Source organism: Phormidium sp. FACHB-1136 (assembly GCF_014697375.1).
GTDB lineage: Bacteria > Cyanobacteriota > Cyanobacteriia > Phormidesmidales > Phormidesmidaceae > Nodosilinea.
Genome location: NZ_JACJRS010000036.1, coordinates 13,011 through 37,441, shown reverse-complemented (window position 1 = coordinate 37,441; position 24,431 = coordinate 13,011). Strand labels below are relative to the sequence as shown.

Genomic DNA, 24,431 nt, shown 5'->3' with positions numbered 1-24,431 from the left:
GCACCGTAGATTACTCAGATTGTTTATCTAGGAGTGTGGTTCAGTGGGTTTACCATATCGGGCGAAAACGATAGCTCTTTTCTTCCTAGAGATGGGTGACCGAGACAACATTGAGATTTCGCCCATGAAAATGCAGCGACTAATTTATTTTGCCCACGGCTGGTGTCTAGCCATCACAGACTCGCCGTTAATTGAAGAAAGCATTGAGGCATGGCGCTACGGCTCTGTGGTCAGCAATATTTATTATTGGCTGCGATCCTTTGGCTCTCAACCCATCAACCTTAAAAAATTGGAAGTGGAGCCTCACGATCTAGCGAGACTAGAAAATCTCAAACATCACGAGCAAATCGTGCATCTATTACACAAGGTCTGGGAAGTGTATAAAGACTACGATGCGATTACGCTTTCTGAGATGGCCTATCTACCCGCTTCTCCGTGGGATTTAACCCGAAAAGAGGTGGCCGACGAGAAATTTAACGTCACCATTGATGACAACCAAATCAAGCATTACTTTATTGCGCAATCTGGAAAAAGCCAAATAGGGGCAATAAATCAACAGGTCGCATTATAGCCTTTGGGAACACAATGCAGGGGGATAATTAAGGGTGACAGTAGATCCTTAGTGACTTCAGACTTGTGGTTAATCACGACAAAATCCTACTGTAATTTTCTCTCATGTTCTAATTCTGTTTTTATGTTGCGATGGATTCTCCGGAAGAAAACTTCGATCCTCAAGAAGAATTTCTGAGCATAGAAGATATTAGCTCAGCGCCCTTTCGGTCACAGTTATCTGCGTCCAAAAAGTTAAGGGAAATCCCCGAAAAGGAGGCTGAAAAATATTATGAGGACTTTGAGAGCCGAATCAATGAAGCCAAGGCTAGTATTGAAGAAGAACGATTTAAGATATTAAAGCAGGATCGCGAAGAACGGCAAAAGTATGCCAGATACCTATTTCAACTCATTTGCGCCTGGCTGCTAGGCATCTACTCTATTATTGTTTTGACTGGAATCGATTCATCAACGGCACGCATCAACCTCAGCGACGTGCCTGTAGCCCAGCGACTAGAAGAATTTCAGCCTAGTTTTAAACTGTCTGATGCTGTGCTGTTAGCCTTAATTGGCGGGACTACGCTTAATGTGCTGGGACTCTTTGTTATTGTGGCCAACTACCTGTTTAATGCTCCCAAGAAACCCCAGGATCCCAAGGATCCTAGCTAATGGCTAGATGATTTGATCGGCTGGCAGACCTTTGTGATCCACTCCTAGAGATTTTCCATCCTATCTATCCTCAGGCTCTTTTCTCAGAGAAAATGAGAGAACCACAGGCTGATCAAGACGTTCCTCATTTTACCAGAATTGTCCATGACGGTTGCTCCTACGTTGTCTAGTCCTCATCGCGATACCGCTTGGCCCTTTTGGCCCCTGGTGCCCCTCTACCCCTATGGCCAGCGCCCCACCCTGCGTACCGAGGTGGTCAAAGATACGGTGTGGACCTTCGATCAGTTCCAGGGCATTTTCTATGTGGTGGTGCCGATTCGGATGACCGTGGTGCGGCTAGAACCCCGTGGGCTGCTGGTCTATGCTCCGGTGGCTCCCACGACAGAGTGTGTGCGTCTGCTGCGGGAACTGGAGGATCGCCATGGCCCGGTGCGCTACATCATTTTGTCTACCGTGACAGGGATTGAGCACAAGGTGTTTGTTGGCCCCTTTGCTCGGCGCTTTCCCACGGCCCAGGTCTATGTCACCCCTAATCAGTGGAGTTTTCCCCTCAATTTGCCCCTGCCCTGGCTGGGGTTGCCTGCGGATCGCACCCAGCTTTTGCCCGATGATAGCTCTCGCCTGCCCTTTGCCGACCAGGTGGATTGTGCCATTCTGCCCCCCATCCCCCTCGGCCTTGGCCCCTTTGGCGAAACCGCCTGCTTCCATCGCCCCAGTCGCACCCTGATGGTGACCGATGCCCTAGTGTCTATCCCCGCTGAACCGCCCGCTGTAGTGCAGATCAACCCCTTTCCGCTGCTGTTCCACGCCAAGGACAGCCCCGCCGATGCCATCGTCGATACGCCGGAAAATCGCCGCAAGGGCTGGCAGCGCATCGCCCTGTTTGCCTTTTACTTTCGGCCCAGCACCCTGGACGTGGCCACCACCGGGGACATGTTCCGCGAAGCCAAGCAAGCCCCGGATCGTTCTCGCCAAAACTACTTTGGCCTCTACCCTTTCCGCTGGCAGCCCCACTGGCCCGATTCCTTCAACGCCCTGCACAACCAAGGGAAACTCTCCGTGGCCCCTATCCTCAAAACCCTGATTTTTAACCGAGGCCCAAGGGACGTGTTGGACTGGGCCAAGCAGGTAGCGACCTGGCAGTTTGAACGGGTTATTCCCGCCCACATGGACGCCCCCATCGCCGCCAATCCCCAACTATTTCTCGAAGCCTTCGACTTTTTGCGGCCCGGAGCCGTCTCCCATTCCTCCATGACCGACGCCGATACCCAACTCCTGCGCGACATTGACGCGGGCCTAACCCAACGGGGTATTTCCCGCCCCAGCCAAGTGTTTCAGGGTGATCCATAGCCCCCGGTCGGCGGCTCTTCCGCCCCCTAGGCAAGCCTCCCTACACCATCAGCCAGAATCCGGCCACGGCAAAACCGCCCATCAACAGCAGGTGGGGTAGGTTAGACCACCAGGGGCGCTGGGTGATGCGTAGGAGCGGATAGACGCTAAAGACCAGGGCCGAGAGAATCGTGACGCCTTGGAGGAAGGCGGCGACATCGGGGCTCCAGGTCAGGCTGGGGAGAGGGGCGTCGTAATATCCCACACTGCGGGCAATGACGACGAGGATTTGCCCTGCCTCGGTAGTGGCGGCAGGGATGTAGTGGGCGAGATTGAGGGCCAGGGTGAAGGGCAGATAGGCGTAGGCCACGGTGACATAGTCGGGCTGCTGGGGGTCTATCCAGCGGGCGAGGCGGTGGGCTAGGGCCAGGGCCAGGGCGGGCAGACTGAGCAGGGCCAGGGCCAGGGGCGCAGCGGTGATCAGGTGATCCGCGTCTAGGGGCCAGGGGGGAAGCCTGAACAGGCCGATGACTTTGCTGCCGTGGTGCATCAACACGCCCCCCAGCAACATCAGCAGCAGGGCCGCCTCGGCTCCACTACCCTGGTGGTTGTCGAGCAGGTCGGCACTGGGAAAACGCAGGTTGAGCTGCACCGAGCGGTTGGGGCAGGCTTTGAGGCAGGTCATACACAGAACACAGTCCCGGTTATCGGCAAGCTGAGCTGGGTGGGAATAGAGGGGACAACCGCCTGTGGCTTGGCCTTCCTGGGGCAGGGCATCGGCAAAGGTGATTGGAGTAACCCCGCTGCCCTTGTAGCAGCCAAAGGTGCTGCACTGGCTCCCACAGACCTGCTGGGTGGATCGCAGTTCCACCATGGCCAGCTTGGCAAACAGGCCATTCATGCCGCCAATGGGGCAGAGGTAGCGACACCACAGCCGCCGTTCGTAGATCAAACTAAAGATGACGGCCCCCGCCGTAATGGCCAGCAACAGCCAGGCCGATAGGTAGGCCCGGTGGGGCAAGTCCCAGAGTTTTTCCCAGAGGTAGATCACCGCAAACCCCAGGAACAACCACCACGCCCCCCAGCGATTCAGCCAGCGGGTGGGCCAAGCCCATTGCTGCCGGGGCCACAGCCACAGCGACAGCCGCCGCAGCCCCTCCGCCATGATCATAAACGGGCAAACGGCGCACCACAGCCGCCCCACAAATACAAATAGAAACAGATATCCCGGCCACCACCAGGCCCAAAATAGGTTGAGGGTGACGCTATCCCCCCGCTCCTGGGGGCCGAGAAACCCCGCCAGGGTAACGGGCACAAACACCGCCATCATAGGAATCCACAGCCCCTCCGGGTACCACCGACTGAGCAAGACCCGCCGCAGCCAGGGCACATGGGTGAGTAGGTCAATGCGGAAGGCGTTTTTGTCCGACTGCACCGACCAGAGGGCTTGTTCTGGGATCACCACTTGGCCGGGGGGCGTCATAATCACCGCCCGGTAGAGGATTTCCGCCAGTTCCGTCAGGTTGCCGGGGTAGTCGTAGCTCAGCAGACGACGGCGATCCGCCTGATCCAGCCCCAGGGTAGGACGATTTTGGGCCTGACAACACCGGGCCAAAAAGTGATCGGCAAAGGCCGGAATATCTGCCTTGCGCTGGGTTAAGCTCAGCAGTTTGAGGGAAATCACCGTCTCCCCTGGCCAGGGCAGGGCTTCGGGGGTGGCAAACATGAGCCGCACCCAGGTTTGCACGGCGGCATTGGGGGGGCGGGGGGTGGCCTCCATCCGATTGCGGGGCGGAGACAGCGGCGGGGCATTTCTAAAAAAGCTGCCCGTGAGGCTGTATTGCAGCAGCCGTTCTCGATCCCCTGGCCCTAGGCGCTGGGCATTGCTAATGAGCAACGTGCCCCGTTCCAAAAGCTCTAGCAGGCCCGGCTTTTCCCCTTGGCCAAAGAGGGAATCGGTATCGATCCGACCGTCGGCCAGGTAGGGCAACCGGGCGCAATCTAGCTCAGCAAAGGGCTGATCGGCCAGACTCGACTGCCCATGGATGACCCCGGCCAAAAAGGTTTTGCCTGTGCCTGCGGCCCCCTGCAACACCACGGGGCGCAGACTGGCGGCGGCCTGTTCCACCTGGGTTTTGAGCTTGGTGGCGGCTTTGCTGGTGCCCCAAATCGCCCCCTGTTTGGAAATCGGCTGAAGATAGGCTTGCAACCCCTGAATGCGCTGTTCCTCGCGGGCAATGCGGGCGCTAAAGGCGTTGAGATCCTGCACCAGCAGGGTGTTGAGCAAATGCTCGAACTCAGGGTGCTGCTGCATCAGCCGATGGCACACCAACCGGGGCACAAACCCAATCTCGCTGGCGCTGAGGGCCACGGCCTGGGTTTGGTGGATGCCGTGGTCGGCTCCCCCCATCAGCGACACATGGCCAAATAAATCTCCGTCACTGCGCTGCCGAATCAGCAGTGGCCCCAGGGCCGAGGGCCGATAGATCGCCACCGATCCCCGCTTCAGCAGGTACAGGCCCAGGGAGGGCGATTGGGGCTGAAACAACACCGCCCCCGCCACCGCCGTCAGGGGATGGAGGGCCTGGGCCAAGGCTTGGATCGCCGCATCGGGTAACTGCCCCCAGAGCCGATGATCACGCAACCAACGATCCTGGGCGGCGAGGGTGGTGGCGTCCACCGAGGGTAAATCCGTTAACCCTGCACCCAAGGCGGGGGTGTTTGGCATCTCAGCCCGCATTGGCCACCGCCTGCCATTCCTTCACCAGGGCGGCGGGTACCATCAGCCGCACCGCTTCTCCCTCCACCGTGGGTAGGGCCAACTGGAGGGGAATTTCCGCCTGCAACTGCGACAGCAGGGGTTGGAGATCGTACTGGCCCACGTGGGGTTCAGGGCGTTCTGCATCGGTAAAAATTTTGCCCGAAGCATCGGCGGCGGTGAAGGTTTTACCCAGGGAGTTGGTCAGGGTGAGGGGCTGCTGGCGATCCAGGGTGACCGATCCAGGGAATCCCACCAGCCGCACCGCAAAGGTGGCCGTGCCATCGGGACGCTGGCGTTTAAAGGCAATCACCTGCCAGCTTCGCCCCCGCTGATCTTGCACCGTCTGCCGCGACTGCACCACCACCTGCCCAGGAGCCTCTTCTAGGGTGCGCACCGTGGCCCAGGCGGCGGGCATTCCCCAGCCCAGCCCTAGGATGATTCCCAACACCAGCACCAACCCTCGCCGCATCCCGGCCCAGACTCGGCGAATCCATCGATCCATGGTCTTTTCCTGCATTCGTAGGTTTTAGAGAAGGCGAGTTGGTACGGGGCCTCGCACCGACGTTGGGCGGGGGCCAAGTATATCTAATATAGCTAAATAGTTATGAAGTCGCAAAATGCGATCCAGCCCTGGCCCAGATGACCTCACCCCAGACACCTGAGATGGTTTGGCAGCGCTTTGATGCGTTGCGCCAACGGCTCACCGCAGATCTTTAGTCGCTGGGGATGTGGTTGGAGAACATGTAGATGCGTTGGGTTTCGAGGCCCTGGATGAGATCGGAGGGTTTGACATCTTCGGTGGGGTCGCCGCGATGGAAGATCTGGCGGTTGAGGCTGACCTGAAGACCGCTGAAGGGGTCAGTGCCGTTGGAAATTAAAAAGGCCATTTGGTTGAGGTCGGGCCAGGTCACCAGGTCGTCTAGCACCGTGGTGAGAGCCTTGAGGTGGGGCTGATTGGGGTCGGTATACCAGTCGGCGTCAACGGCTTCGGGGCTTTCTAGGCCGAGATGAATAATTTGGTGGGGCTGGCTAAACAGGGCCGCCGCCACGGAACGGGCTTCTTCCTGTAAGCGCAGCCCTTGGGCCTGGGCGAGGTGGCGCAGTTTCTCTAGCTTTTGGTAGCGATCCGCCGCCGCCAGTGGCCCCCGGTGCCAGTGGATAGCCACCGTAACCAGGTAGGTTTGCAGCATCAGGTGGCCCAGCTTTTGGGCCTTGGTGGAGAGATAGCTGGAGTTGTAGGGGGTGGCTTCGATGATCAGCGGCACCCGGTCTACCATTTCCAGGCCATAGCCCTTGAGGCCAGCAATTTTGCGGGGGTTGTTGGTAATCAGGCAGAATTTTTTCACGCCGATGTCGTTGAGGATTTGCGCTCCAATGCCGTAGTTGCGCTGATCCACAGGCAAGCCCAGCTTTTCGTTGGCCTCCACGGTATCGAGGCCCATATCTTGCAGGGAGTAGGCTTTGAGTTTGTTCACTAAGCCAATGCCCCGGCCCTCCTGGCGCAGGTAGACGACCACGCCCCGTCCGGCGGCTTCAATCATTTTCAGGGCCGCCTGAAGCTGCATTCGGCAGTCGCAGCGCAGGGAACCAAAGGCGTCCCCCGTCAAACACTCGGAATGCACCCGCACCATCACCGAATTGTCGGTAAAGGTGGCGGGGTCGCCTTTCACTAGGGCGACGTGCTCGGAATCATCCAGCAAATTCCGGTAGGCGTAGATGTGGAAGAGGCCAAACTGGGTGGGCAGTTCCGCCACCGCTTCCCGCTGCACAAAGCGCTCGTGCTGGAGGCGATAGCGGATCAGATCGGCAATGCTGATCAGCTTGAGGCCAAAGGTTTTGGCATAGTCCACCAGTTCCGGCAGACGGGCCATGGAGCCATCGGGGTTTTGGATTTCGCAGATTACCCCCGCCGGATAGAGTCCCGCCAGTCGGGCCAAATCCACCCCGGCCTCGGTGTGGCCTGCCCGCTTGAGAACGCCGCCATGTTTGGCCCGCAGCGGAAAAATATGGCCCGGTCGGCGCAGGTCGTTGGGGCGAGCGTTGGGGTTGATGGCCACCTGAATCGTTCGCGCCCGGTCTTCGGCGGAAATACCCGTGGTCACCCCCCAGGCCAGGGCGGCATCGATACTGACGGTGAAGGCGGTTTGTTCGTTTTCGTCCTCAAAGGCGCTGTGGCTCACCATCAGGGGCAGGTCGAGTTCATCCAGCCGCTCCCCGGTCATGGCGAGGCAAATCAGCCCCCGCGCCTCCACCGCCATAAAGTTGATGTTGTCGGGGGTGGCAAACTGGGCGGCGCAGATCACGTCCCCTTCGTTTTCCCGGTTTTCGTCATCCACCACCACGATAGATTTCCCCGCCGCCAAATCTTGCAGGGCCGATTCGATGGAATCAAACTGAAAATCTGAGGGAAGGGTGTCGGCGGGCGGTTGTGGAGCGGACGGAACGTTCCCCGATGCTGGGTTAACCACGGTACCAATAAACCTGCTAAAGAAATGATGAGGGAGACAGGGCCGAAGGACTCGGATTTAGCGGATCACCCACGAATCAATCAAGCCAATCGTTCATCGATCCCATCGCCAAGCATCTATTATACGAGTCTCCGTTGGTGGATCGCGGCTCACCCGTCCCAGTTTGAGCAAGCCCAGCAGCCCCTTGTGCCCACAACGACATCAATCGATGCCTCAACAGAACATTTATCGGATCGGTCTACCCTTATTCACGACCTATCTGGCAGATGGTCTGATGACCCTGAACGGGAAACGCTGAGAGCAAACTTGGGACGAGATATCGTGCGGGCTTGGATCTCTACATAGGGGTTGCAAAGTTCAACCACCCTGGCAAGCCCTGCCAGAAACTCTAGCGACGATGGGCTCATTGCGGAACTGGCCCTGGCAGAGAAGGGAACGCCAGTGACTCCGATACTCGCGGGTTTAGTCGGCTAGAAGGGCTACCGCTGGTGCCTTGGGATCTCGGTGAGCCGGGGTAGGGTGAACGGCAAGGGGACAGGCTGTCTCCCCATCCATGGGGTTTTAAGCGGTTCTGACGTGGAAGTCGGATCATAGATCGCAGATGAAAAACTCGGCTTGAAAAAGTCGTTACAATTATTTACGCTGATATATATTTTTGTGAAAAAATAAACCGCTACCCATGCCTGACACAATCACCAAGCTGGCCTACCAAACCTTTCAGCAGGGCAAAAGCTATTTTGGGGTTACCCACAAGTCCCTTAGCGGCCAACTGATGCGGGCCTTCAATCCGCCCAAGGTCAAGATTCAAGACGTTGATTTCAAGACGCTTCAAATTCTCCAGCAGCGCCTGAACGACCTCCTAGAGCAGGATTGGGCCGATGCCGAGGCAGGTGTGTATCCCAAGGAACTGTTGTTTGACAACCCCTGGGATGAATTTTTTCGGTTCTATCCCTTCGTGTGTCTCGATCTCCCCGGCCTTTGGGAACGAGCGAATCGTCGCCACTACCACAGCTTCGACGCCGACATTGATACTTCCGGCTATCCCAAGTACTACCTGCAAAATTTCCACCACCAAACCAACGGCTATCTCAGTGAGATGTCGGCTAACCTGTACGATCTTCAGGTGGAAATCCTCTTCAACGGATCCGCTGACCCCATGCGGCGGCGCATTTTGGCTCCGCTCAAAGCCGCCCTAGCCGATAAGCCCAAGCCCAAGGTGCTCGACATCGCCTGCGGTACCGGGCGCACCCTCAGTATGATCCGCGATACCCTGCCCCAAACCTTGCTGTATGGGGTGGATTTGTCTCCGGCCTACCTCCGTAAGGCGAATGGCTTGCTGTCTAGCAAGCCCAGGGTATTGCCCCAGTTGGTGCAGGCCAATGGCGAAGATCTCCCCTTTGTGGCGGCCTACTTTGAGGCCGTGGTGAGTGTGTTCCTGTTCCACGAACTACCCGCCGAAGCCCGCCAAAACGTGATCAACGAAGCCTATCGCGTGGTCAAACCGGGCGGCGTCTTCATCATCTGCGACTCCATCCAGCGGTCGGATTCTCCCGAATTTGAGGTGATGATGGACAACTTTCCAACCATGTTCCACGAGCCCTACTATCGCCACTACACCACCGACGACCTCAACCAGCGCCTCATCGATGCCGGGTTCGAGTCCGTCAGTAACCAAGTCCACTTTATGAGCAAGTATTGGGTAGCCCACAAGCCCGCCACCTAGATTAACCCCCTAGATCCGCCAGCGGTACAGCACGGAATCCTCCTCGGAGGGTTCTAGCTTTATCGTGGTTTCTGGAATCCAATCATCCATATCAAACTGGTGGGAAATGACACGGGCTCCGGGTTGGAGTTGACTGAGCAAGTGAGGCCGTAGCCGCAGGTTGAGATGGGGCAGCAGGTAAATGAGCACCACCGTGGCCTGTCGTACATCGGCCTCGAACAGGTTGCCCTGCATGAAGGTGATCCGATCCCCTACCCCCGCCGCCTCGGCATCTAGGCGAGCCTGGGCCAAGAGGTCAGGGTTGATGTCAATGCCCACCCCGCAAACGCCATAGACCGTCGCCGCCTGAATCAACAGCCGACCATCACCGCAACCGAGGTCATAGACGCGATCTGCCGGGGTTAGTTCTGCCAGCGCCAACATCGCCGCCACGGCGTCGGAGGGCGTAGGGATGAAGGCAATATCGGGACGAGGATGGGCCATAGCCTAGGCATTCCGATTGGCCCAGTGGGCTTGAACGTCGGGTAGGTTAAATAGCGCAGTAAAGGCGATGCCCTGCTCGGCGTAGAGTTCTGCCCCTCCCTGTTGCCGATCCACGAGGGCCAAGATTTGATCCACCTGATAGCCCGCCGCCTGGAGTCGTTCCACCGCCTTGAGGGCCGATTGTCCGGTGGTCACCACATCTTCTAGTACCGTGATGACACTCCCCGCCGGGAGGCTCACCCCTTCGATGTAGGCTTTGGTGCCGTGGCCCTTGGCTTCCTTCCGAATAATCAGCGGGAACAGTTGTCGTCCCCCATACATCGCCACCAGGCTAACCGCAGACACCATGGGATCGGCCCCTAGGGTCAGCCCCGCCACGCCGATGACCTCCGGCCCAACCTGTTCCAGCATCAGCCGCCCCAGCATTAGCGCCCCCTGAGGGTGCAGCGTCACCAGTTTGCCGTTGATGTAGTAGGTGCTGCGCTGTCCAGAGGTGAGGACGAAATCCCCCTCCTGGTAGGCTCCCTGGCAGATCAGATCTAGGAGCGCCAGCCGCAAATCCGCCGCTTCCATCTGGGCGAGATCTGGGCCATTGTATTGGGAAGAGACGTCCGTCATGGCATCGGGGATTGGGGATTGGGGATTACAGATACTTTAATGGCCTACGGCCTCTGTAACAATACGCCAACAATAGGCCAGAAAACCTGTGTCGCTTTTCAGCCTTTGCGATATAAAGGGGGGGAAGGAGTGTGCTTAAGCCCAGTATCTAGGCTGATGTTTAGTTCCCTTGGCTCCGCTCCAACCTAGGGAGTACTCTGGCGAACGGTCAGCGATGGCCCTAGCGTATCCCCCATCCACTGTCCTGTAAGGTTCTGAGGAGGCATGGCGATGGCCATTCAATTCAAGCACATCTCTGGAATGCTGGCGCTTTTAGCGGCTTGCACCGTGTCCCCCGCCGCCATGGCTCAGGACATGCAATCCCACGATATGAGAACTATCCCAGAAGCCCTCAGTGACCTGATGTCCACCTATTCCGGCGACTTTTTTATCAACCGCACCATGGGCCGCCAAGGCGGTAGAATGGTCGGCTTCGGTTTCCCGGAGCGCGAACTAGAGTGGGATGCCAATGCCACCGCCACCGCCTTTCAAGAGTTGATGCGGCTGCAAAACACCACCGACCCCACCCTGCGCGTACCCGATTTGGCCAACCCCTACACCTCCTCTCTGCTGACTATGCCCAGCAGCCAGGTTCCCCTGGTGGGCACTGAATTCATCTTCGAGCGCTTCTAGCCTAAAATTCCGCCCCACGAAGGGGGTATTGCAGTAGGCCGACACCCGTAGTCCAAGATGTAGACTGCGGGTGTTTTCATGATTAAAATCCAGGGTGCAGGAGTTGAACCTGCCTAAGGCGAATTATGAGTTCGCTGCCTTTCTCCGCTCGGCCAACCCTGGGGAGTTGGTTCTATTGTAGGCCGTTGATTGCCGAAGCGTCTATTCTTCTAGCTGCCACAGTTCGCGGTTGTAGCCTTCATCCAAAATGCGCTTGGGCCGCAGCACCAAAATCACTCGGCCCAAAATAGCTGCATTCGGCGGATTCTCTGACCAGACGAGTCCCAGTTGGCCGTCCTCTTCGGTAAAGAAGTAGTTATCGTCGTCCCAGGTGCGATCCGCCCGGTCTACCACCACGAGGACGGGTTCATTGGGAGTATCAGCGGGCATATGGGGCAATTGGCCCGACTGGGTCAGCAACCCCACCGGATCTTCGGCCCGAAAAATCACCTGCCAACCGGGTACGGCGATCCAGGCGCTTGGCCCCGTCGTTCGCACCAAGCCAAAGGGATCCTCGGGCAGGGAGACGGGCACGGATTTCAAGTCATCCACCGACATGGGCAGTTGCCCCGCCACCGGAATCACGCGGGGGAGTTCCGTTTCCGATTCAATGCGATACAAGGGCAGGCGAGGAGCGGTACGGGCTTTGACCACCGTAAAGTCGGTGAGCAGTTTTTCGATCTGTTGGCGGGCCTCCGCACTTTCCGCAAACCGCAACCCCTGGGCAATCAGGCGAGATCGATCCTGCAAGTCATCCTTTTGGCGGGCCAACTTCCAAAAGTGAAAGGCCAGGGCATCCCCTGGGCCATCGCCAAAACCGGATGGGTTTTCCTTGCGGTAGCTATATTCCTTGATGGGTTTGACGAGATCGCGCACGGCGTCCGAGTCGAGCCCATGGCGCAGAATAAACTCCGCTACGCTAGCCCGATCTGCCTGGGAGAGAATCCGGAGTTCGTAGAGAGCATCGCTACCCCGCTCGGTAAAGTGGGCCTGGGTGGTGTCTGCAACCCCTACTTTGAGGATGGACTGAAACACCTGCTCCGCTACCATAATCTGGTTTTGGTGGATGGGTTCGATGCCCGTTTCCTCAAAAATTTGCTGGGGGGTGAACTTGGCCCGTTGCAGCGCTTGGCACCCCTGCGCCCAATCCACCCAAGTCCCCTGCTTACGCCGCAGCCGCAACAGAATATCCTGCACAGCCTCAGGGTCGGGAATGGGGGCAGAACCAGAAAACACCATAGTGATTAACCGCTTGGACAAGACTCAATATCTGTCCTGACTCTATCGCGAATGGCTAGCCAAGAACCCCAACCCAGGCAAAACTTAGCGCCAGATTCAAGGTGACTGGGCCAACACCCCCCATCAAGCCAAAAATGAGGGTTGACGAATGTCCCCCTCTTACGCGACTATTAATGATGCGCGAGATGCGTAAGGGGCTATAGCTCAGTTGGTAGAGCGCTTGAATGGCATTCAAGAGGTCAGCGGTTCGAACCCGCTTAGCTCCATATCTTAATCCTGTAGGGGTTTCAGCTAGTTGGAGCACGCTCTAGAAATCGGGTGGTGTGGGTTGCGTGTGTTCAATTCATAGCACAACAACCCCGACGGTAGCCACTATCCAGACTGCCCTGGTCGTTTCGGGGATATCCCTGTCATGTTCTACCAATTCAGCCCCTACCTCAATCCTTTGTGATCTACTGAGGATAGGAATTCTGACAACACCTCGAAGTTTCTTTCCTTTTCGTAATGATGGCCGAAACCATTCCGCTGTTCTGGTTGCCGATGTTTTTGCATTGCCTGATCGGCCTGGTGGCGGCCCAGGTGGCCTGTCGTAAGGGGTACGACCTGGGGATTTGGCTGTTGTGGGGCACCCTCGGCGGCACGGTAGCTCTGATCGATGCCCTGCGGCGACCTCGGCGTAATGGCCCAATCGTCCGATGAACAGGTACTTAACGGCAAGCTGGCGGCGGTTTGTGGCGTGGTTGCCTGTGCTGCATTCCCAGGTGTGGTGGTTGGCGGCGGGGCGGCTGCTCTCCCAGGTGGGGATTGGTTTCACCCTGTTCTATGCGCCTATTTTCTTTGTCAACCAGGTGGGGATTTCGGCCACCCAGGTGGGTCTGGGGCTGGGGCTGGGGTCGGTATTGGGCATTGCGGGCCGCATTCTGGGCGGGTCGATGGTGGATTCGCCCCGATGGGGGCGGCGTCCGGTGTTGCTGTGGTCCACATTAATTTCTGCCCTGGCCGATGGGGTATTGGTGTTGGCCCAGGGGTTGCCGTTGTTTCTGTTGGGCAAGGGATTGATGGGCTTTGGGGTGGGGCTGTACTGGCCTGCCACCGAAACCGTCACCGCCGACCTCACCCCGCCGGAACACCGCAACGAAGCCTTTGCCATCGTGCGCTTGGCGGATAACTTGGGCCTGGGGGCTGGGGTGGTGCTGGGCGGGCTGTTGATTGCCCTCACTGGGCAGTATCGCGCCCTGTTTGTGATTGACGGCATCACGTTTTTACTGTTTTTTGGACTCATTTATACCTCCATTGCCGAAACCCGCCCCCCCGGCCCCTCCCAGGTAAGCTTCTTCCAGGGCTGGGGTCGAGCCCTGCGGGACGGCAACCTGATGATCTATTCCCTGGTGAACGTGCTGCTGACGGGCTACCTTTCCCAGGTGCAAAGTACGCTGCCTGTGTACCTCAACCGCTTTGCCACCGGGGCCACGGGCCAAGGTCTGCCCACCTCAACTCTGGGGATACTGTTCACGGGCTATGTGGCCTTGGCGACCCTGTGCCAACTGCCCATGGCGCGGTGGCTGCGGCGATTTTCGGCGGCCCAGGGGTTAATGCTGTCGTCTTTATTTTGGGGATTAGGCTTTAGCCTGGTTTGGCGGGCGGGGGTGGGGGATTGGCCCATCGGGTGGGCGGGGCTGGCCCTGGTGCTGATGGCCCTGGCGATGGTGTCCTATACGCCCATTGGCTCGGCCTTGGTGGCGGCGATTGCCCCCGATGCCCTGCGTGGGGTTTACCAATCCGTGAACTCCATGGGCTGGGCCTTTGGTTACTTGATTGGCCCACCCCTAGGCGGCTGGGCGATTGACCAAGGATCGCCTCTAGCCCAAAACTATTGGCTGTTCCTGGCGGCTTCAGTACTGCCTGCCCTAGGGATTTTGGCGGTGCTCCACCAACGGCTGCGCTGATCCCCGTCCCTTCCAGAACGCGGCTAAGGCGTTGGGCTAGAGAGCAGATGCTCGATCACCATCCACAATTGCTTCAGCCGCACGGGTTTACTGAGGTATTCATTAGCCCCCACATACAGGCATTTTTCCCGATCTCCCTCCATCACTAAGGCCGTCAGCGCAATGATGGGAGTATGTTGCAAGGGAGGATGACTTCGGATGGCTTTAATGGCCTCAATGCCGTTCAATTTTGGCATTTGAATATCCATAATCATCAAATCAGGACACTCTGCCATGGCCAACGCTACGGCCTGTTCGCCATCATGCGCAATCACCAATTGGCACCCTCTAATCTCCAAATAATTTTTCACCATCAGGCCATTAGCCAAGTTATCTTCAGCCAACAAAATTAGAGGTGATGGCAGATGTTCGATCCGGCCTTCGATAGCCCTTTGCTGAGGTTGATTCGTACTACTGCTCGAAAGGGTTGTCAAAGCAGTGTGCAGGGCTGACTCCGAGACAATGGGCACATCCACCGTAAAACAACTGCCCACTCCTACCTCACTCGTAACCGCCACTTTGCCCCCATGAAGATCGACAATTTTCTTCACTAGAGTCAGCCCTAAACCTGTGCCTTCATGCTGTCGATTGAGGGCACTATCAATTTGCACAAAGGGCTGAAATAATCGATCTACATTTTCAGGGGCAATGCCAATTCCCGTATCCTTTACGGCCAGCCGTAGGTGGTTTGGAGCTTGATTCGCTGAGACTGGAGGATAAATCACCTCTAGGGTAACCTGGCCATGATCCGGGGTAAATTTCACGGCATTATTCAATAGATTCAGTAAAACCTGCCGTATACGGCCTTCATCGACATGAATCCTAGGAATCTGAAAAGGAAGCGACATTCTGAGCTGAATGCTCTTTTTGAGAGCTTGGGCCTCAACCAGAGCTAGGCTGGACTCACACAGGGGAGCAACAGCGACATTTTGTAGGTTCAGCTCAAGTTTTTCCGATTCAATTTTGGCCACGTCCAGAATATCGTTAATGATATTGAGCAGATGTTGCCCGCTGTTTTCGATGGTGTTGAGGGCATCCCCCTGCTGGAGGTTCATCTCGCCATAGATGCCTTCCTGAAGAATTTCGGTCATGCCTAGAATGGCATTCAAGGGAGTCCGCAGTTCATGGCTCATCATAGCCATAAATTCATCCTTGAGGCGACTGGCTTTAATCAATTCCTCAGTGAGCTGTTGTTGTTTGATATCGGCTAGTTTGCGCTCGGTAATATCGTAGGCAAAGCCTAGAAAGGCAATCACTTCCCCCTGATCATTGAATTGAGGGGAGGCGCTGGTCATATGCCACCGCCAGTTACCATCTTTATGGATAACGCGATATTCCAATCCGCGTTTCTTCTCTCCAGCCATCACCGCCGCAAAGAATTCCTGACAATGGGCAACATCGTCGGGATGCAAAACTTCAGGGAAAGATAGTCCTTGCAACTCTTCAGGCTTAAATCCAAGCAGATCTTCGGTGTTGGGTGAGAGATAGGCAAAGGTGCCATCAGTATTGATGCTATAAATGAGGTCGTTAGCCGTTTCGATAAAGGTTCGATATTTGGCCTCACTCTCCTCTAGGGCGGCAATAAAAGTTTTGCGTTCAGTGATATCTTCAACTAAGCCCTCAATGGCCACTAGAGATCCTGAGTCGTCCCAAACGGCATGTTGTAAAATATTGACCGTTCGCCGTTCGCCATCCGGTCGAATAAAAGACATCTCTAGCTGGGCATCGTTTTTGTCCCGCAGCATCCGATCAACTTCAGTCGTTGCAACTTCAAGATATTCTGGCAACCAGTTAACGGCAGTCATCCAAGGCTTTCCCAGGATATCCTCAGTCCTAATGCCAAAGATATGCTCGACGCTATGGCTCACATAGGTCAGGATCGAGTCGGTATGGCTGAACACTAAAAATTTATCGCTAATGTCGTTTAAAAGTCGTTGAAATTTGGCCTGATTTGCCTCTAATTCTGCGGTGCGTTGTCTCACCTTATTTTCCAGAATTCGATTCATCTGGGAAATTTCATCGTGAGCCTGTTTTAGTTCTGCTTCGTAGTGCTTGGTTTTGGTAATGTCGGTTAATACCCCTTCCCAAACTGTGGAACCATCGGGCAGATCCCGTGGAATCGATTCAGCGCTAATCCAGCGGATCTCCCCATCAATGAGTAGGCGAGTTTCGCCATAGAAGGGGATTTTCTTGGCAAAGGCTTCTGCGTTTAGGGCAACCCAATCATCGTACTCGTCGGGATGAACACAGGCGAATCCCTTGAGTGGATCAGATTCCGCTGTTTTGCGATCCAGTCCCGTTAACTCAAGAAAGCGCTCACTCATAAAGGAAAAGTAGGCCATGGGTTGATCGGGCCTTTTTACCATCGTGTAGGTGCCCACGGGAATCGCCTCGGTGATGGCTAATGCTGTTTTTGCTAGGTTTTGGCGGGCTTCCTCCAGCTCAGATTCAGCATTTTTTAGGGTCGTTAGGTCTTGTATGGTGACGATAATTTTATTGTCTAGAGTAATGGCTCCAAAGAGAATATTGAGCGTTTTACCCGATTTATTGGTAACCTTGCATGGTAAATAACTCGTTTTCCCAGTAGCCTTCTGTCTAGCAATGAGAGCTTGCCATTGATCAGAAACCTCCTGCCGATAGTTGAGGTCTGGGTAGGCTCGCTCAAACCATTGATTGACCGTGGCAATCTCAGAGAGATCGTAGGCAAAAATGTTCTTGAATTGGTGGTTAATAAACGTAATTTCTGGATTGTCCTTCAGGTTGTAGCTAGCGATGGCAATGGGAGCCTTGTCTAGCATTTCCATATATTCTGCCGTGATCTGGCTAAGCTCCTGTTCCTTTTGCTTAATATCGGTAATATCAATAAAGGAGGATAGAATGCAGTCGCCTAGGAGAGTAGCGTTGAGGAGGATGGTTTTTACACCCCCGTCTTGGCCCTGAATTCTACATTCCTCTGGGTTGGCATGGCGCTGGCCAGTCTGGACGTTATCGATCAGTCTTAACCAGCGGTGATACTGATTATTCTGAGGATCAGTATCGTCAGAACCTAGGGTAATCCAGGTGTCAATACTTGGTAGATCGTTGATGGTATAGCCAAATAGGCGGGTGAACCTGGCATTGACATACAAAATACGGGCATTGGGTGGAACGGTATATAGACCGATGGCCACGGGCAACGCATCAAAGACCTTCGTTAAGGGTGATTGGTTGGCTAATAGGATATTGATCCAGCCGTTTTCGTCAGTTTGAGTATCTCCACAGAACATGTCGGTAAAGTCAGGATGCATGGTGGGTTCCTCTCAAAACTTAGACAAGATATACGGGAGATATCAGCAAAGTAAACGGTTTCGCATCGGCCTGCAATTAATCCCTTGAAAGAGAAATTGCCCTAGTCAGGATGGGCACCGCAGGATCTCAAGGCTTAAACAGCGGAATAATCCAGGCGGCAACAAGGCTTACCAAAATTGAAATTTCTAGGGCAATCATCGCGGTCATGGGTTGAAACCAGCCTTGCCATGCCCCTTGCTGCGTTACCACCCACCATTGGGACAGATGATTGGGCCAGTGGGCGGGGCTGTCTTTGTCGCGAAACCGCCAGGTCAGCATCGACAGCAGCAGCGGTGCACCGCCGACCTTGGCATTCATCAGCAGGTGGAGGGCAAGGGACAGAACCATTACCACCCAGGAAATGAGGTGGGCGTAGTACCAAGCATGACTCAGTTCGCCAGCGGGCAACCAGCTAGATCCCATCATTTTGCCGCTGAAGAGGGCGAAGGTGAGGGCCAGCAGGGCGAAGGTATTGGTGATGCGGTTGAGGGTGTACCACCAGATGGGTTTACCAACCTGGGCCAGTTTTTTGAAGGTATCGGGCTGCACCAAGCGCCGCTGCCCCGGACGACAGGCATAGACCACCAGGGCGGGAAAAATCAGCAATGTCCACAGGCCAAAGGTGCCGTGAATCCCTTCAATATCAGGGAACTTGGGCAGAGGAATGCCACCCCAGCGGCCATCGTAGGTGTCGTAGGTCCAGTAGGCGGTGAGGAGAGCGGCGATGAGACACAGGGCCGTGATGCCGTGCAAAACCCGCAGCAAAAAGGGCTGGTAGGGACGAGTGGGCGTAGTCTTTTGAGACATTGGCTTTTGGGCGTTTTGGGTCATCTCAAGCCGAGCCATAGCATCGGTTGTTGAGGCAGTGAGCGGTTTTACTATATTGTGAGACTGAGAATAGCCAAACCGCCACAAATACGGAGTTGCCACACCCCCTAACCCAGTGAACCACTGAGTTGATCAGCCATTCTGCATTACACCGACTGAACCGCTTGAAGGGCGCGTTGCACCACCTCTACCCCGGCATTGGGTTTGCAAGATTCCTCGGTGAGAATGCGCCTCCAGTGGCGGCTACCCGGTTGTCCGGCAAACAGCATCAACAGATGGCGGGTGATTTTGTTCAGCTTCAGCCCTCGGCTCGTCCAGTGGTCGATGTAGGGCAGCAAGGCTTCCACGATCTGAGCGCGGGTTAGCGGAGTTTCGTTGACCCCAAAGAACCGCTGATCCACCGCAGCAAATAGGTAAGGATTATCATAGGCGGCGCGACCCATCATCACCCCATCTACCCGATTCAGGTGCGTCGTGGCCTGATCGAGGCTAACAATGCCGCCGTTAATTTCAATCCACAGGTGGGGAAAATCTTGCTTGAGGCGATACACATCCCCATAGCGCAGGGGCGGCACGGTGCGATTATCCTTGGGGCTAAGCCCCTGAAGCCAAGCCTTGCGGGCATGAACGGTGAAATGCCGACATCCGGTTTGGGCCACGGTGCCGACAAAATTCACCATGTCCTCGTAGCGATCCAGGTCATCTACGCCAATGCGGTGCTTCACGCTCACCGGAAGGGAACTCGCCGCCCGCATCGCCGCCACCGCCTCGGCCACCCGCTGGGGCTGGGTCATCAAACAAGCGCCAAAGTTGCCGCTTTGCACCCGGTCGCTGGGGCAACCCACATTCAGGTTAATGGCATCGTAGCCAAAATCCACCGCTGCCCTAGTTGCTTCCACTAGCAGGGCCGGATTATCCCCCCCCACCTGCAACACCAAGGGCCGCTCATCGGCAGTGAAGCCCAGCAAATGATCCCGATCTCCGTAGTGAATCGCCTGGGCGGTGACCATCTCCGTATAGAGCAGAGTGTGGCGACTGATCTGCCGCATAAAGTAACGATAGTGCCGATCCGTCCGATCCATCATCGGCGCAAGGCTGAGGGGCACCTCAATGGGTCGGGCTACTCCAGGGGAGGGCTGGGGGGTGGCATCCAAATCCGCTGTTAATCCCATCTCCCTCTGTTCCACTGCCCTACTTCTTGGCCCCATGATTACCCATGCAGTCTAGCATTCTGCTCTCCAGCAGGGCGATGGCCCTAGATGCCACTATCCAACAAAAACGCCGCCGTAGGCAGGGCAACTCCAACCTAAGACAGCGACAGATGAGACTAACAGTGTTCTCGGACGTCAATCCAGGAAACTACGCAGAGACCTTGGTCTTCTTTTTCATCGCCAAACCAAGCATGGCAAAGGTACCCAAAGCCGCAGCCGTAGCAGGCTCAGGCACATCGACATCGCCAGAATCATCAGGGGTGAAAGCAAAAAAGCTGGCGTGGGAGAGCCCCTGTCCTTGGGGATTAGGGCCACCTGTCAATGATGTGCCAATCGTATTAAAGTTGATGGAGCTGATGCCAGTGGTGCCCCCATCAAACAGGTAGAGGCTGAAGGAGTTAGACGCTTTGAGGGAGATGCCGAACAGCCCAACCTTAGCGGTATCAAACGTTAGGATGCCACTATTTGTCGTTGGGTTGCTGGTAAACACACCATTACCAGGATTGTTATCAGACTTATCAGCGGTGCTTGCCGACCAAGTTCCTAATAAGCCCTTATTGGTAGTGTATTCAGTGAGAAGAGCGATGAGTCCGCTGGAATTGTCGCTTCCACCTTCGGAAACGTCGTTCCCTTCAAAAGCCCCCCAGCACTCCATATACATGGGGTTAAAAAGCCCGCTAGCAGCGGTACAGGAAACCCCTGTTGACGTTAGAGCCTGAGCGGGGGCGAAAGTGCCTGATAAAGCGATGGAACCTGCGGCTAGGGCGGATGCCCCCAGAAATGCCAGTGTTTTCATAGGTTGTATTATCTCCGTAGGTGAACGGAATGAAGAGGCATGTTAGGTGAGATGCAACTGGGCCTAGGCTTGCCTGTAGAGCAGCATATGGGCCTAGGACGAAGAATATGCGTATAAGTACGCAGTTATCCTACTTAAGTAAGGTATCACTTCCTTTCAGGGTGATTGTCTAGGTAGTCCTTGTCTTCATCAATACTTTACGGGAGTGACTGGGACTGAGGGATGCAAGTTTACGGTGTAACTAAATTGTTGCGATCTGAAGATCTTCGTGGTCTCTGTGCCAGATTTCAACGGCGTAATTTCCTCTATTCAGAGGATTCTATCGATCCGATAATGGTGCCAAAATGCCGATCTACAGGGATGTGATCTCCCTTGACTAAGGCCAGAACTCGTTTCAGCGGACAAAGCCAGATTCGCCCCTGCGTTAACCACCAAGCTGAAATGACTTCGACTGGGCTAAGGCATTGAGAATGGCCTTGAACCAACAAAGATTAAGGCTTGGATGAAGAAAAGATAAACGGATCCTAGCTGATTGATCAGGGGAATTTCGCAAGTTGATAGGACTGATTCGAGTTTGGATTCGTGATCATCACGGATAGCTTGCCCAGCTTGCTCAGCTATGGATTTTGAGAAAGGTGATTGCCTCGGCACAACCCTAAACTCTAAAACGAGGTGTAGGGAGATTTTGGAGTCGTGCCTCGTCCGAGATCTCTAGGTTTACTGAGGGTTGATAGCCCACCTTCCCGGAAACTACTCAGACGCCGATTCGAGGATTCAACGGAGAAGCCGTATTTCAACGCAGGTCATACGTAGATAGGGATGTTTAAGTAAAAAAGAACACCGAACATCGGCGGTTCCTAGACTGTGCCACGGAGAGGAGATCCCCGCTCCGTCGATGGCTTGAGATCGTCCCTATCCTCACCGGAGAATCATCGCTCAATGAAACCCACGACTCTAATTGGTTCTACCCTGGCTCTGTCTGTGATGGCCCTTGTAATGGCTCCCCAAGCCCAAGCAGCGGCAAGTCTATCCTGTGCATCGGGCGCGGTAACGAGCAACCCCCTGGCAGGGGGATCTTCCCTCAGCTATAGCACCTGCTTGGATCCGGTGCGGGGCAACGATGTGACCAGCAGCATTAGTGCTCCCCTAACCAGCTTTTTGAACGAAACCCTAGGGGAGGGCTGGGTGTTTGACGGCAAGTTTGAAGGGGGGCGTACCAGCTCTGGCCCCAACGACTATGGCTTTAGCTGGGTACAGAATGGCAAAGGTCGTGGCACCTGGGCGGTTAGCGATACGGTGGATCGTCCCTTTGTGATTAGCCTTAAGGCCGGGAACCGCTACACCTCTTACTACTTTGATGGCAGCCTCCCCACCTCCGGTGGAGCCTGGGCCACCTTCGACCAGAAGGATTTATCCCACGCCTCTCTGTTTGTGGGCCGTCCGAGCACCCCGCCGCCTACCCAGGTACCTGAACCTGCTGCTGCCGCCGCCCTGGTATTGGTTGGCCTCACCGCCGTTGGCGTTAGCAAAAAGCAGCGTCCTGCCGACCGCTAACCCTGGGTTACGTTTTCCTAAACGGTCATAGCGCCCCGGAAGCCCATTGGTGTTTTCGGGGCGTTGTCCTATGGTGGATATCGACCTATCCTATCTCGCCCCAAGACCATCAAGGAGACACCCCATGCCGGAACAGCCCGCCACCCGCCAAGAAACCGACAGCATGGGGGCCATTGCCGTACCCAGTGATCGCTACTGGGGGGCGCAAACCCAGCGGTCGATTCGTTATTTTTCCATTGGCCAAGACCAGATGCCCCTGGCGGTGGTTCATGCCATTGCGACGATTAAAAAAGCTTCGGCCCTGGCCAACGCGGATTTGGGCAAACTTCCCCGCGACAAGGCCCAGATGATTGCCCAGGCGGCGGATGAAATCCTATCGGGACAACTCAACGATCACTTCCCGCTGCGGGTGTGGATGACGGGCAGCGGCACCCAGTGCAACATGAACGTGAACGAGGTGATTTCCAATTGGGCTATCGAGCGGGCCGGAGGCGAACTGGGCAGCAAAACCCCGATTCACCCCAACGACCATGTGAATATGTCCCAGTCTTCCAACGATGTGTTTCCGGCGGCGATGCACATTGCAGCGGCCCAAGCCCTGCACCATTCGCTGATTCCCAGCATCAACCGTCTGCGCCACGCCCTGCACGAAAAGGCCAACGCCTGGGCCGATATCGTCAAAATTGGCCGCACCCACATGCAAGACGCCGTTCCCCTCACCCTGGGGCAGGAATTTTCCGGCTATGTGGGGATGCTGGACGACAATCTCGCTCGCCTGGAAACGGTGTTGCCAGAACTCTATCCCCTGGCCCTGGGGGGGACTGCCGTGGGGACGGGGCTGAACGCCGGGGCGGGTTTTGCCAAAACCGCTGCCCAATACATCGCCAAATTTACGGGGTTGCCCTTCGTCACTGCCCCCAACAAGTTCACGGTGATGGGTGCCCACGACGCCCTGGTGATGACCAGCGGTGTGCTGAAAACCCTGGCGGTGTCGCTCTACAAAATTGCCAACGACATTCGCCTGCTGAGCTGCGGCCCCAGGGCGGGCTTTGCCGAGTTGCACCTGCCCGAAAACGAACCCGGTTCCTCCATCATGCCAGGGAAGGTGAACCCCACCCAGTGCGAAGCCCTGGCCATGGTGGCGGTGCAGGTGATGGGCTACGATGCCGCCGTGGCCTTTGCCGGAGCCAGCGGCTACCTAGAAATGAACGTCTACAAGCCGCTGATGGTTTTCAATATCCTGCAATCGGCGCGGCTGATGACCGACAGTAGCCACAACTTCACCGAATTTTTGGTGGAAGGCATGACCCCCAACCGCAAAAAAATCAACCAGTACGTGCAAAATTCCCTGATGCTGGTGACGGCCCTCAGTCCGGTGATTGGCTACGACAAAGCCTCCCAAATTGCCCACCACGCCTTCGAGCACGACCTCACCCTCAAGGACGCTGCCCTGTCCTTGGGCTACATCAGCGCCGAGGACTTTGACCGGGCCATCCATCCTCGCCGCATGACCCAACCCTAGCCCTCCCAGCCGCCCGATTTCTAGCCGCCCCCTTCCTCAACCCCAAGCAATCCTTAAACCTTTTGGAGGTTGTGCCCCGGTGAACATCGGTGCGGATCGCTTTGGCTTTCAATGGTGAGTGGCATTTTAGTAAACCTCGCCTCATTAGGAGGTTGCCATGGTCATGGTCAGAGAAACCCCGGTGTCTTCTAGGAATCGGGTTCAGGGGTATGCGTCCTCCCGTGTTCAGGGGGATAGCTCCAAACGCCTTGGTGGCAATGACGCCCGTCAGCAGGAACTTTCGGACTTCCAGCACCTAATCGAGCATCTGACGGCGGATGGTCGTTTGGCCCGTCGGGACGAAGAGGCCATTTTGTCGGCCTTGGTGGCGGGGGAGGGGTTCAGTACGGCCAAGTGTGCCCTGTTTCGGCAGCTTCAGGAACGGGTTTGGCGGGCCGAACTCTATTTAGATTCCTAATCGATTTAGATTCCTAATCGATCCCCAATCAATCCCCAATGAATTCCCAATCCAGACGATGGTTGTGGGTGGTGTGGCCCCAGTCGGTGGGACAAATCCTCTGGTTTTGGCCAATTTTTGGCCTTGCTCGCCCAGGTCGCCAATTCCCATTGACTCCCCTGGCGAATACTGCGATAGTTGTGCGTAATTCTTGGGTCTGAG

General features: G+C 55.9%; 20 protein-coding genes and 2 tRNA genes. 11 read left to right on the top strand and 11 right to left on the bottom strand.

Annotated features, from left to right (window positions below; genetic code table 11):
• The first annotated feature begins 124 nt into the window (after nucleotides 1–124).
• The 3 genes from H6G62_RS12670 to H6G62_RS12660 all read left to right on the top strand — a co-directional run bounded on the left by H6G62_RS12670 (nucleotide 125) and on the right by H6G62_RS12660 (nucleotide 2,568).
• Nucleotides 125–571 (top strand): type II toxin-antitoxin system antitoxin SocA domain-containing protein, encoded by a 447-nt coding sequence (locus H6G62_RS12670; protein ID WP_190495645.1) that lies wholly within the window; start codon nucleotides 125–127, stop codon nucleotides 569–571.
• A gap of 131 nt (nucleotides 572–702) precedes the next feature.
• Nucleotides 703–1,218, top strand: a complete 516-nt coding sequence (locus H6G62_RS12665; protein WP_190495643.1) for a hypothetical protein — start codon at nucleotides 703–705, stop codon at nucleotides 1,216–1,218.
• 144 nt (nucleotides 1,219–1,362) lie between these two features.
• Complete coding sequence (locus H6G62_RS12660) at nucleotides 1,363–2,568, top strand: DUF4336 domain-containing protein (protein ID WP_190495641.1); 1,206 nt, start codon at nucleotides 1,363–1,365, stop codon at nucleotides 2,566–2,568.
• 40 nt (nucleotides 2,569–2,608) lie between these two features.
• Here H6G62_RS12660 and H6G62_RS12655 read toward each other — a convergent pair whose 3' ends face one another.
• The 3 genes from H6G62_RS12655 to ribBA all read right to left on the bottom strand — a co-directional run bounded on the left by H6G62_RS12655 (nucleotide 2,609) and on the right by ribBA (nucleotide 7,776).
• Nucleotides 2,609–5,275 (bottom strand): sigma 54-interacting transcriptional regulator, encoded by a 2,667-nt coding sequence (locus tag H6G62_RS12655; RefSeq protein ID WP_190495626.1) that lies wholly within the window; start codon nucleotides 5,273–5,275, stop codon nucleotides 2,609–2,611.
• Between the two features lies 1 nt (nucleotide 5,276).
• Nucleotides 5,277–5,810, bottom strand: a complete 534-nt coding sequence (locus tag H6G62_RS12650) for a DUF3122 domain-containing protein (protein WP_190495624.1) — start codon at nucleotides 5,808–5,810, stop codon at nucleotides 5,277–5,279.
• A gap of 211 nt (nucleotides 5,811–6,021) precedes the next feature.
• On the bottom strand, nucleotides 6,022–7,776 hold the full coding sequence (gene ribBA, locus H6G62_RS12645; protein WP_190495622.1) for a bifunctional 3,4-dihydroxy-2-butanone-4-phosphate synthase/GTP cyclohydrolase II: 1,755 nt from the start codon (nucleotides 7,774–7,776) through the stop codon (nucleotides 6,022–6,024).
• A gap of 679 nt (nucleotides 7,777–8,455) precedes the next feature.
• Here ribBA and H6G62_RS12640 point away from each other — a divergent pair.
• Nucleotides 8,456–9,499, top strand: coding sequence for a class I SAM-dependent methyltransferase (locus H6G62_RS12640; RefSeq protein ID WP_190495621.1), 1,044 nt, complete (start codon nucleotides 8,456–8,458; stop codon nucleotides 9,497–9,499).
• Between the two features lie 9 nt (nucleotides 9,500–9,508).
• Here the strand turns inward: H6G62_RS12640 and H6G62_RS12635 are convergent, their stop codons facing one another.
• Nucleotides 9,509–9,982 carry a class I SAM-dependent methyltransferase gene (locus H6G62_RS12635; protein ID WP_190495619.1) on the bottom strand — a complete coding sequence of 158 codons (474 nt, stop codon included), beginning with the start codon at nucleotides 9,980–9,982 and terminating at the stop codon, nucleotides 9,509–9,511.
• A 3-nt stretch (nucleotides 9,983–9,985) separates the two neighbouring features.
• On the bottom strand, nucleotides 9,986–10,600 hold the full coding sequence (gene pyrE / locus H6G62_RS12630; protein WP_190495617.1) for an orotate phosphoribosyltransferase: 615 nt from the start codon (nucleotides 10,598–10,600) through the stop codon (nucleotides 9,986–9,988).
• 270 nt (nucleotides 10,601–10,870) lie between these two features.
• Between pyrE and H6G62_RS12625 the strand changes: the two genes are divergently transcribed.
• Nucleotides 10,871–11,272, top strand: a complete 402-nt coding sequence (locus tag H6G62_RS12625; protein ID WP_190495614.1) for a hypothetical protein — start codon at nucleotides 10,871–10,873, stop codon at nucleotides 11,270–11,272.
• An 88-nt stretch (nucleotides 11,273–11,360) separates the two neighbouring features.
• Here the strand turns inward: H6G62_RS12625 and H6G62_RS12620 are convergent.
• Both H6G62_RS12620 and H6G62_RS12615 read right to left on the bottom strand, forming a co-directional pair.
• A tRNA-Ile gene (locus tag H6G62_RS12620) sits at nucleotides 11,361–11,434 on the bottom strand.
• Nucleotides 11,435–11,473: 39 nt separating this feature from the next.
• Entirely contained in the window at nucleotides 11,474–12,550 is a 1,077-nt protein-coding gene (locus tag H6G62_RS12615; protein WP_190495612.1) for a RuBisCO accumulation factor 1, read from the bottom strand.
• Between the two features lie 193 nt (nucleotides 12,551–12,743).
• Here H6G62_RS12615 and H6G62_RS12610 point away from each other — a divergent pair.
• The 3 genes from H6G62_RS12610 to H6G62_RS12600 all read left to right on the top strand — a co-directional run bounded on the left by H6G62_RS12610 (nucleotide 12,744) and on the right by H6G62_RS12600 (nucleotide 14,496).
• Nucleotides 12,744–12,816, top strand: a tRNA-Ala gene (locus H6G62_RS12610).
• A 238-nt stretch (nucleotides 12,817–13,054) separates the two neighbouring features.
• A complete protein-coding gene (locus tag H6G62_RS12605) occupies nucleotides 13,055–13,249 on the top strand; it encodes a hypothetical protein (protein WP_190495610.1) in 195 nt (64 codons plus the stop codon).
• A complete protein-coding gene (locus H6G62_RS12600; RefSeq protein WP_190495608.1) occupies nucleotides 13,246–14,496 on the top strand; it encodes an MFS transporter in 1,251 nt (416 codons plus the stop codon). Before H6G62_RS12605 ends, H6G62_RS12600 begins: the two co-directional genes overlap by 4 nt.
• A gap of 23 nt (nucleotides 14,497–14,519) precedes the next feature.
• On the opposite strand, the gene H6G62_RS12595 is transcribed toward H6G62_RS12600, so the two are convergent.
• The 4 genes from H6G62_RS12595 to H6G62_RS12580 all read right to left on the bottom strand — a co-directional run bounded on the left by H6G62_RS12595 (nucleotide 14,520) and on the right by H6G62_RS12580 (nucleotide 20,697).
• Nucleotides 14,520–17,822, bottom strand: coding sequence for a PAS domain S-box protein (locus H6G62_RS12595; protein ID WP_190495606.1), 3,303 nt, complete (start codon nucleotides 17,820–17,822; stop codon nucleotides 14,520–14,522).
• 127 nt (nucleotides 17,823–17,949) lie between these two features.
• On the bottom strand, nucleotides 17,950–18,693 hold the full coding sequence (locus H6G62_RS12590) for a cytochrome b/b6 domain-containing protein (RefSeq protein ID WP_242051964.1): 744 nt from the start codon (nucleotides 18,691–18,693) through the stop codon (nucleotides 17,950–17,952).
• Nucleotides 18,694–18,836: 143 nt separating this feature from the next.
• Nucleotides 18,837–19,862: a tRNA dihydrouridine(20/20a) synthase DusA gene (gene dusA, locus H6G62_RS12585; RefSeq protein WP_190495604.1), complete on the bottom strand. Its 1,026-nt coding sequence runs from the start codon at nucleotides 19,860–19,862 to the stop codon at nucleotides 18,837–18,839.
• A 187-nt stretch (nucleotides 19,863–20,049) separates the two neighbouring features.
• Nucleotides 20,050–20,697 carry a hypothetical protein gene (locus H6G62_RS12580; protein WP_190495602.1) on the bottom strand — a complete coding sequence of 216 codons (648 nt, stop codon included), beginning with the start codon at nucleotides 20,695–20,697 and terminating at the stop codon, nucleotides 20,050–20,052.
• Between the two features lie 939 nt (nucleotides 20,698–21,636).
• Here H6G62_RS12580 and H6G62_RS12575 point away from each other — a divergent pair.
• From H6G62_RS12575 to H6G62_RS12565, 3 genes are all read left to right on the top strand, one after another.
• Nucleotides 21,637–22,251, top strand: a complete 615-nt coding sequence (locus tag H6G62_RS12575) for a hypothetical protein (RefSeq protein ID WP_190495600.1) — start codon at nucleotides 21,637–21,639, stop codon at nucleotides 22,249–22,251.
• 124 nt (nucleotides 22,252–22,375) lie between these two features.
• Complete coding sequence (gene fumC, locus H6G62_RS12570; protein WP_190495598.1) at nucleotides 22,376–23,773, top strand: class II fumarate hydratase; 1,398 nt, start codon at nucleotides 22,376–22,378, stop codon at nucleotides 23,771–23,773.
• A 157-nt stretch (nucleotides 23,774–23,930) separates the two neighbouring features.
• A complete protein-coding gene (locus tag H6G62_RS12565; RefSeq protein WP_190495596.1) occupies nucleotides 23,931–24,230 on the top strand; it encodes a hypothetical protein in 300 nt (99 codons plus the stop codon).
• The last annotated feature ends 201 nt before the right edge of the window (nucleotides 24,231–24,431 follow it).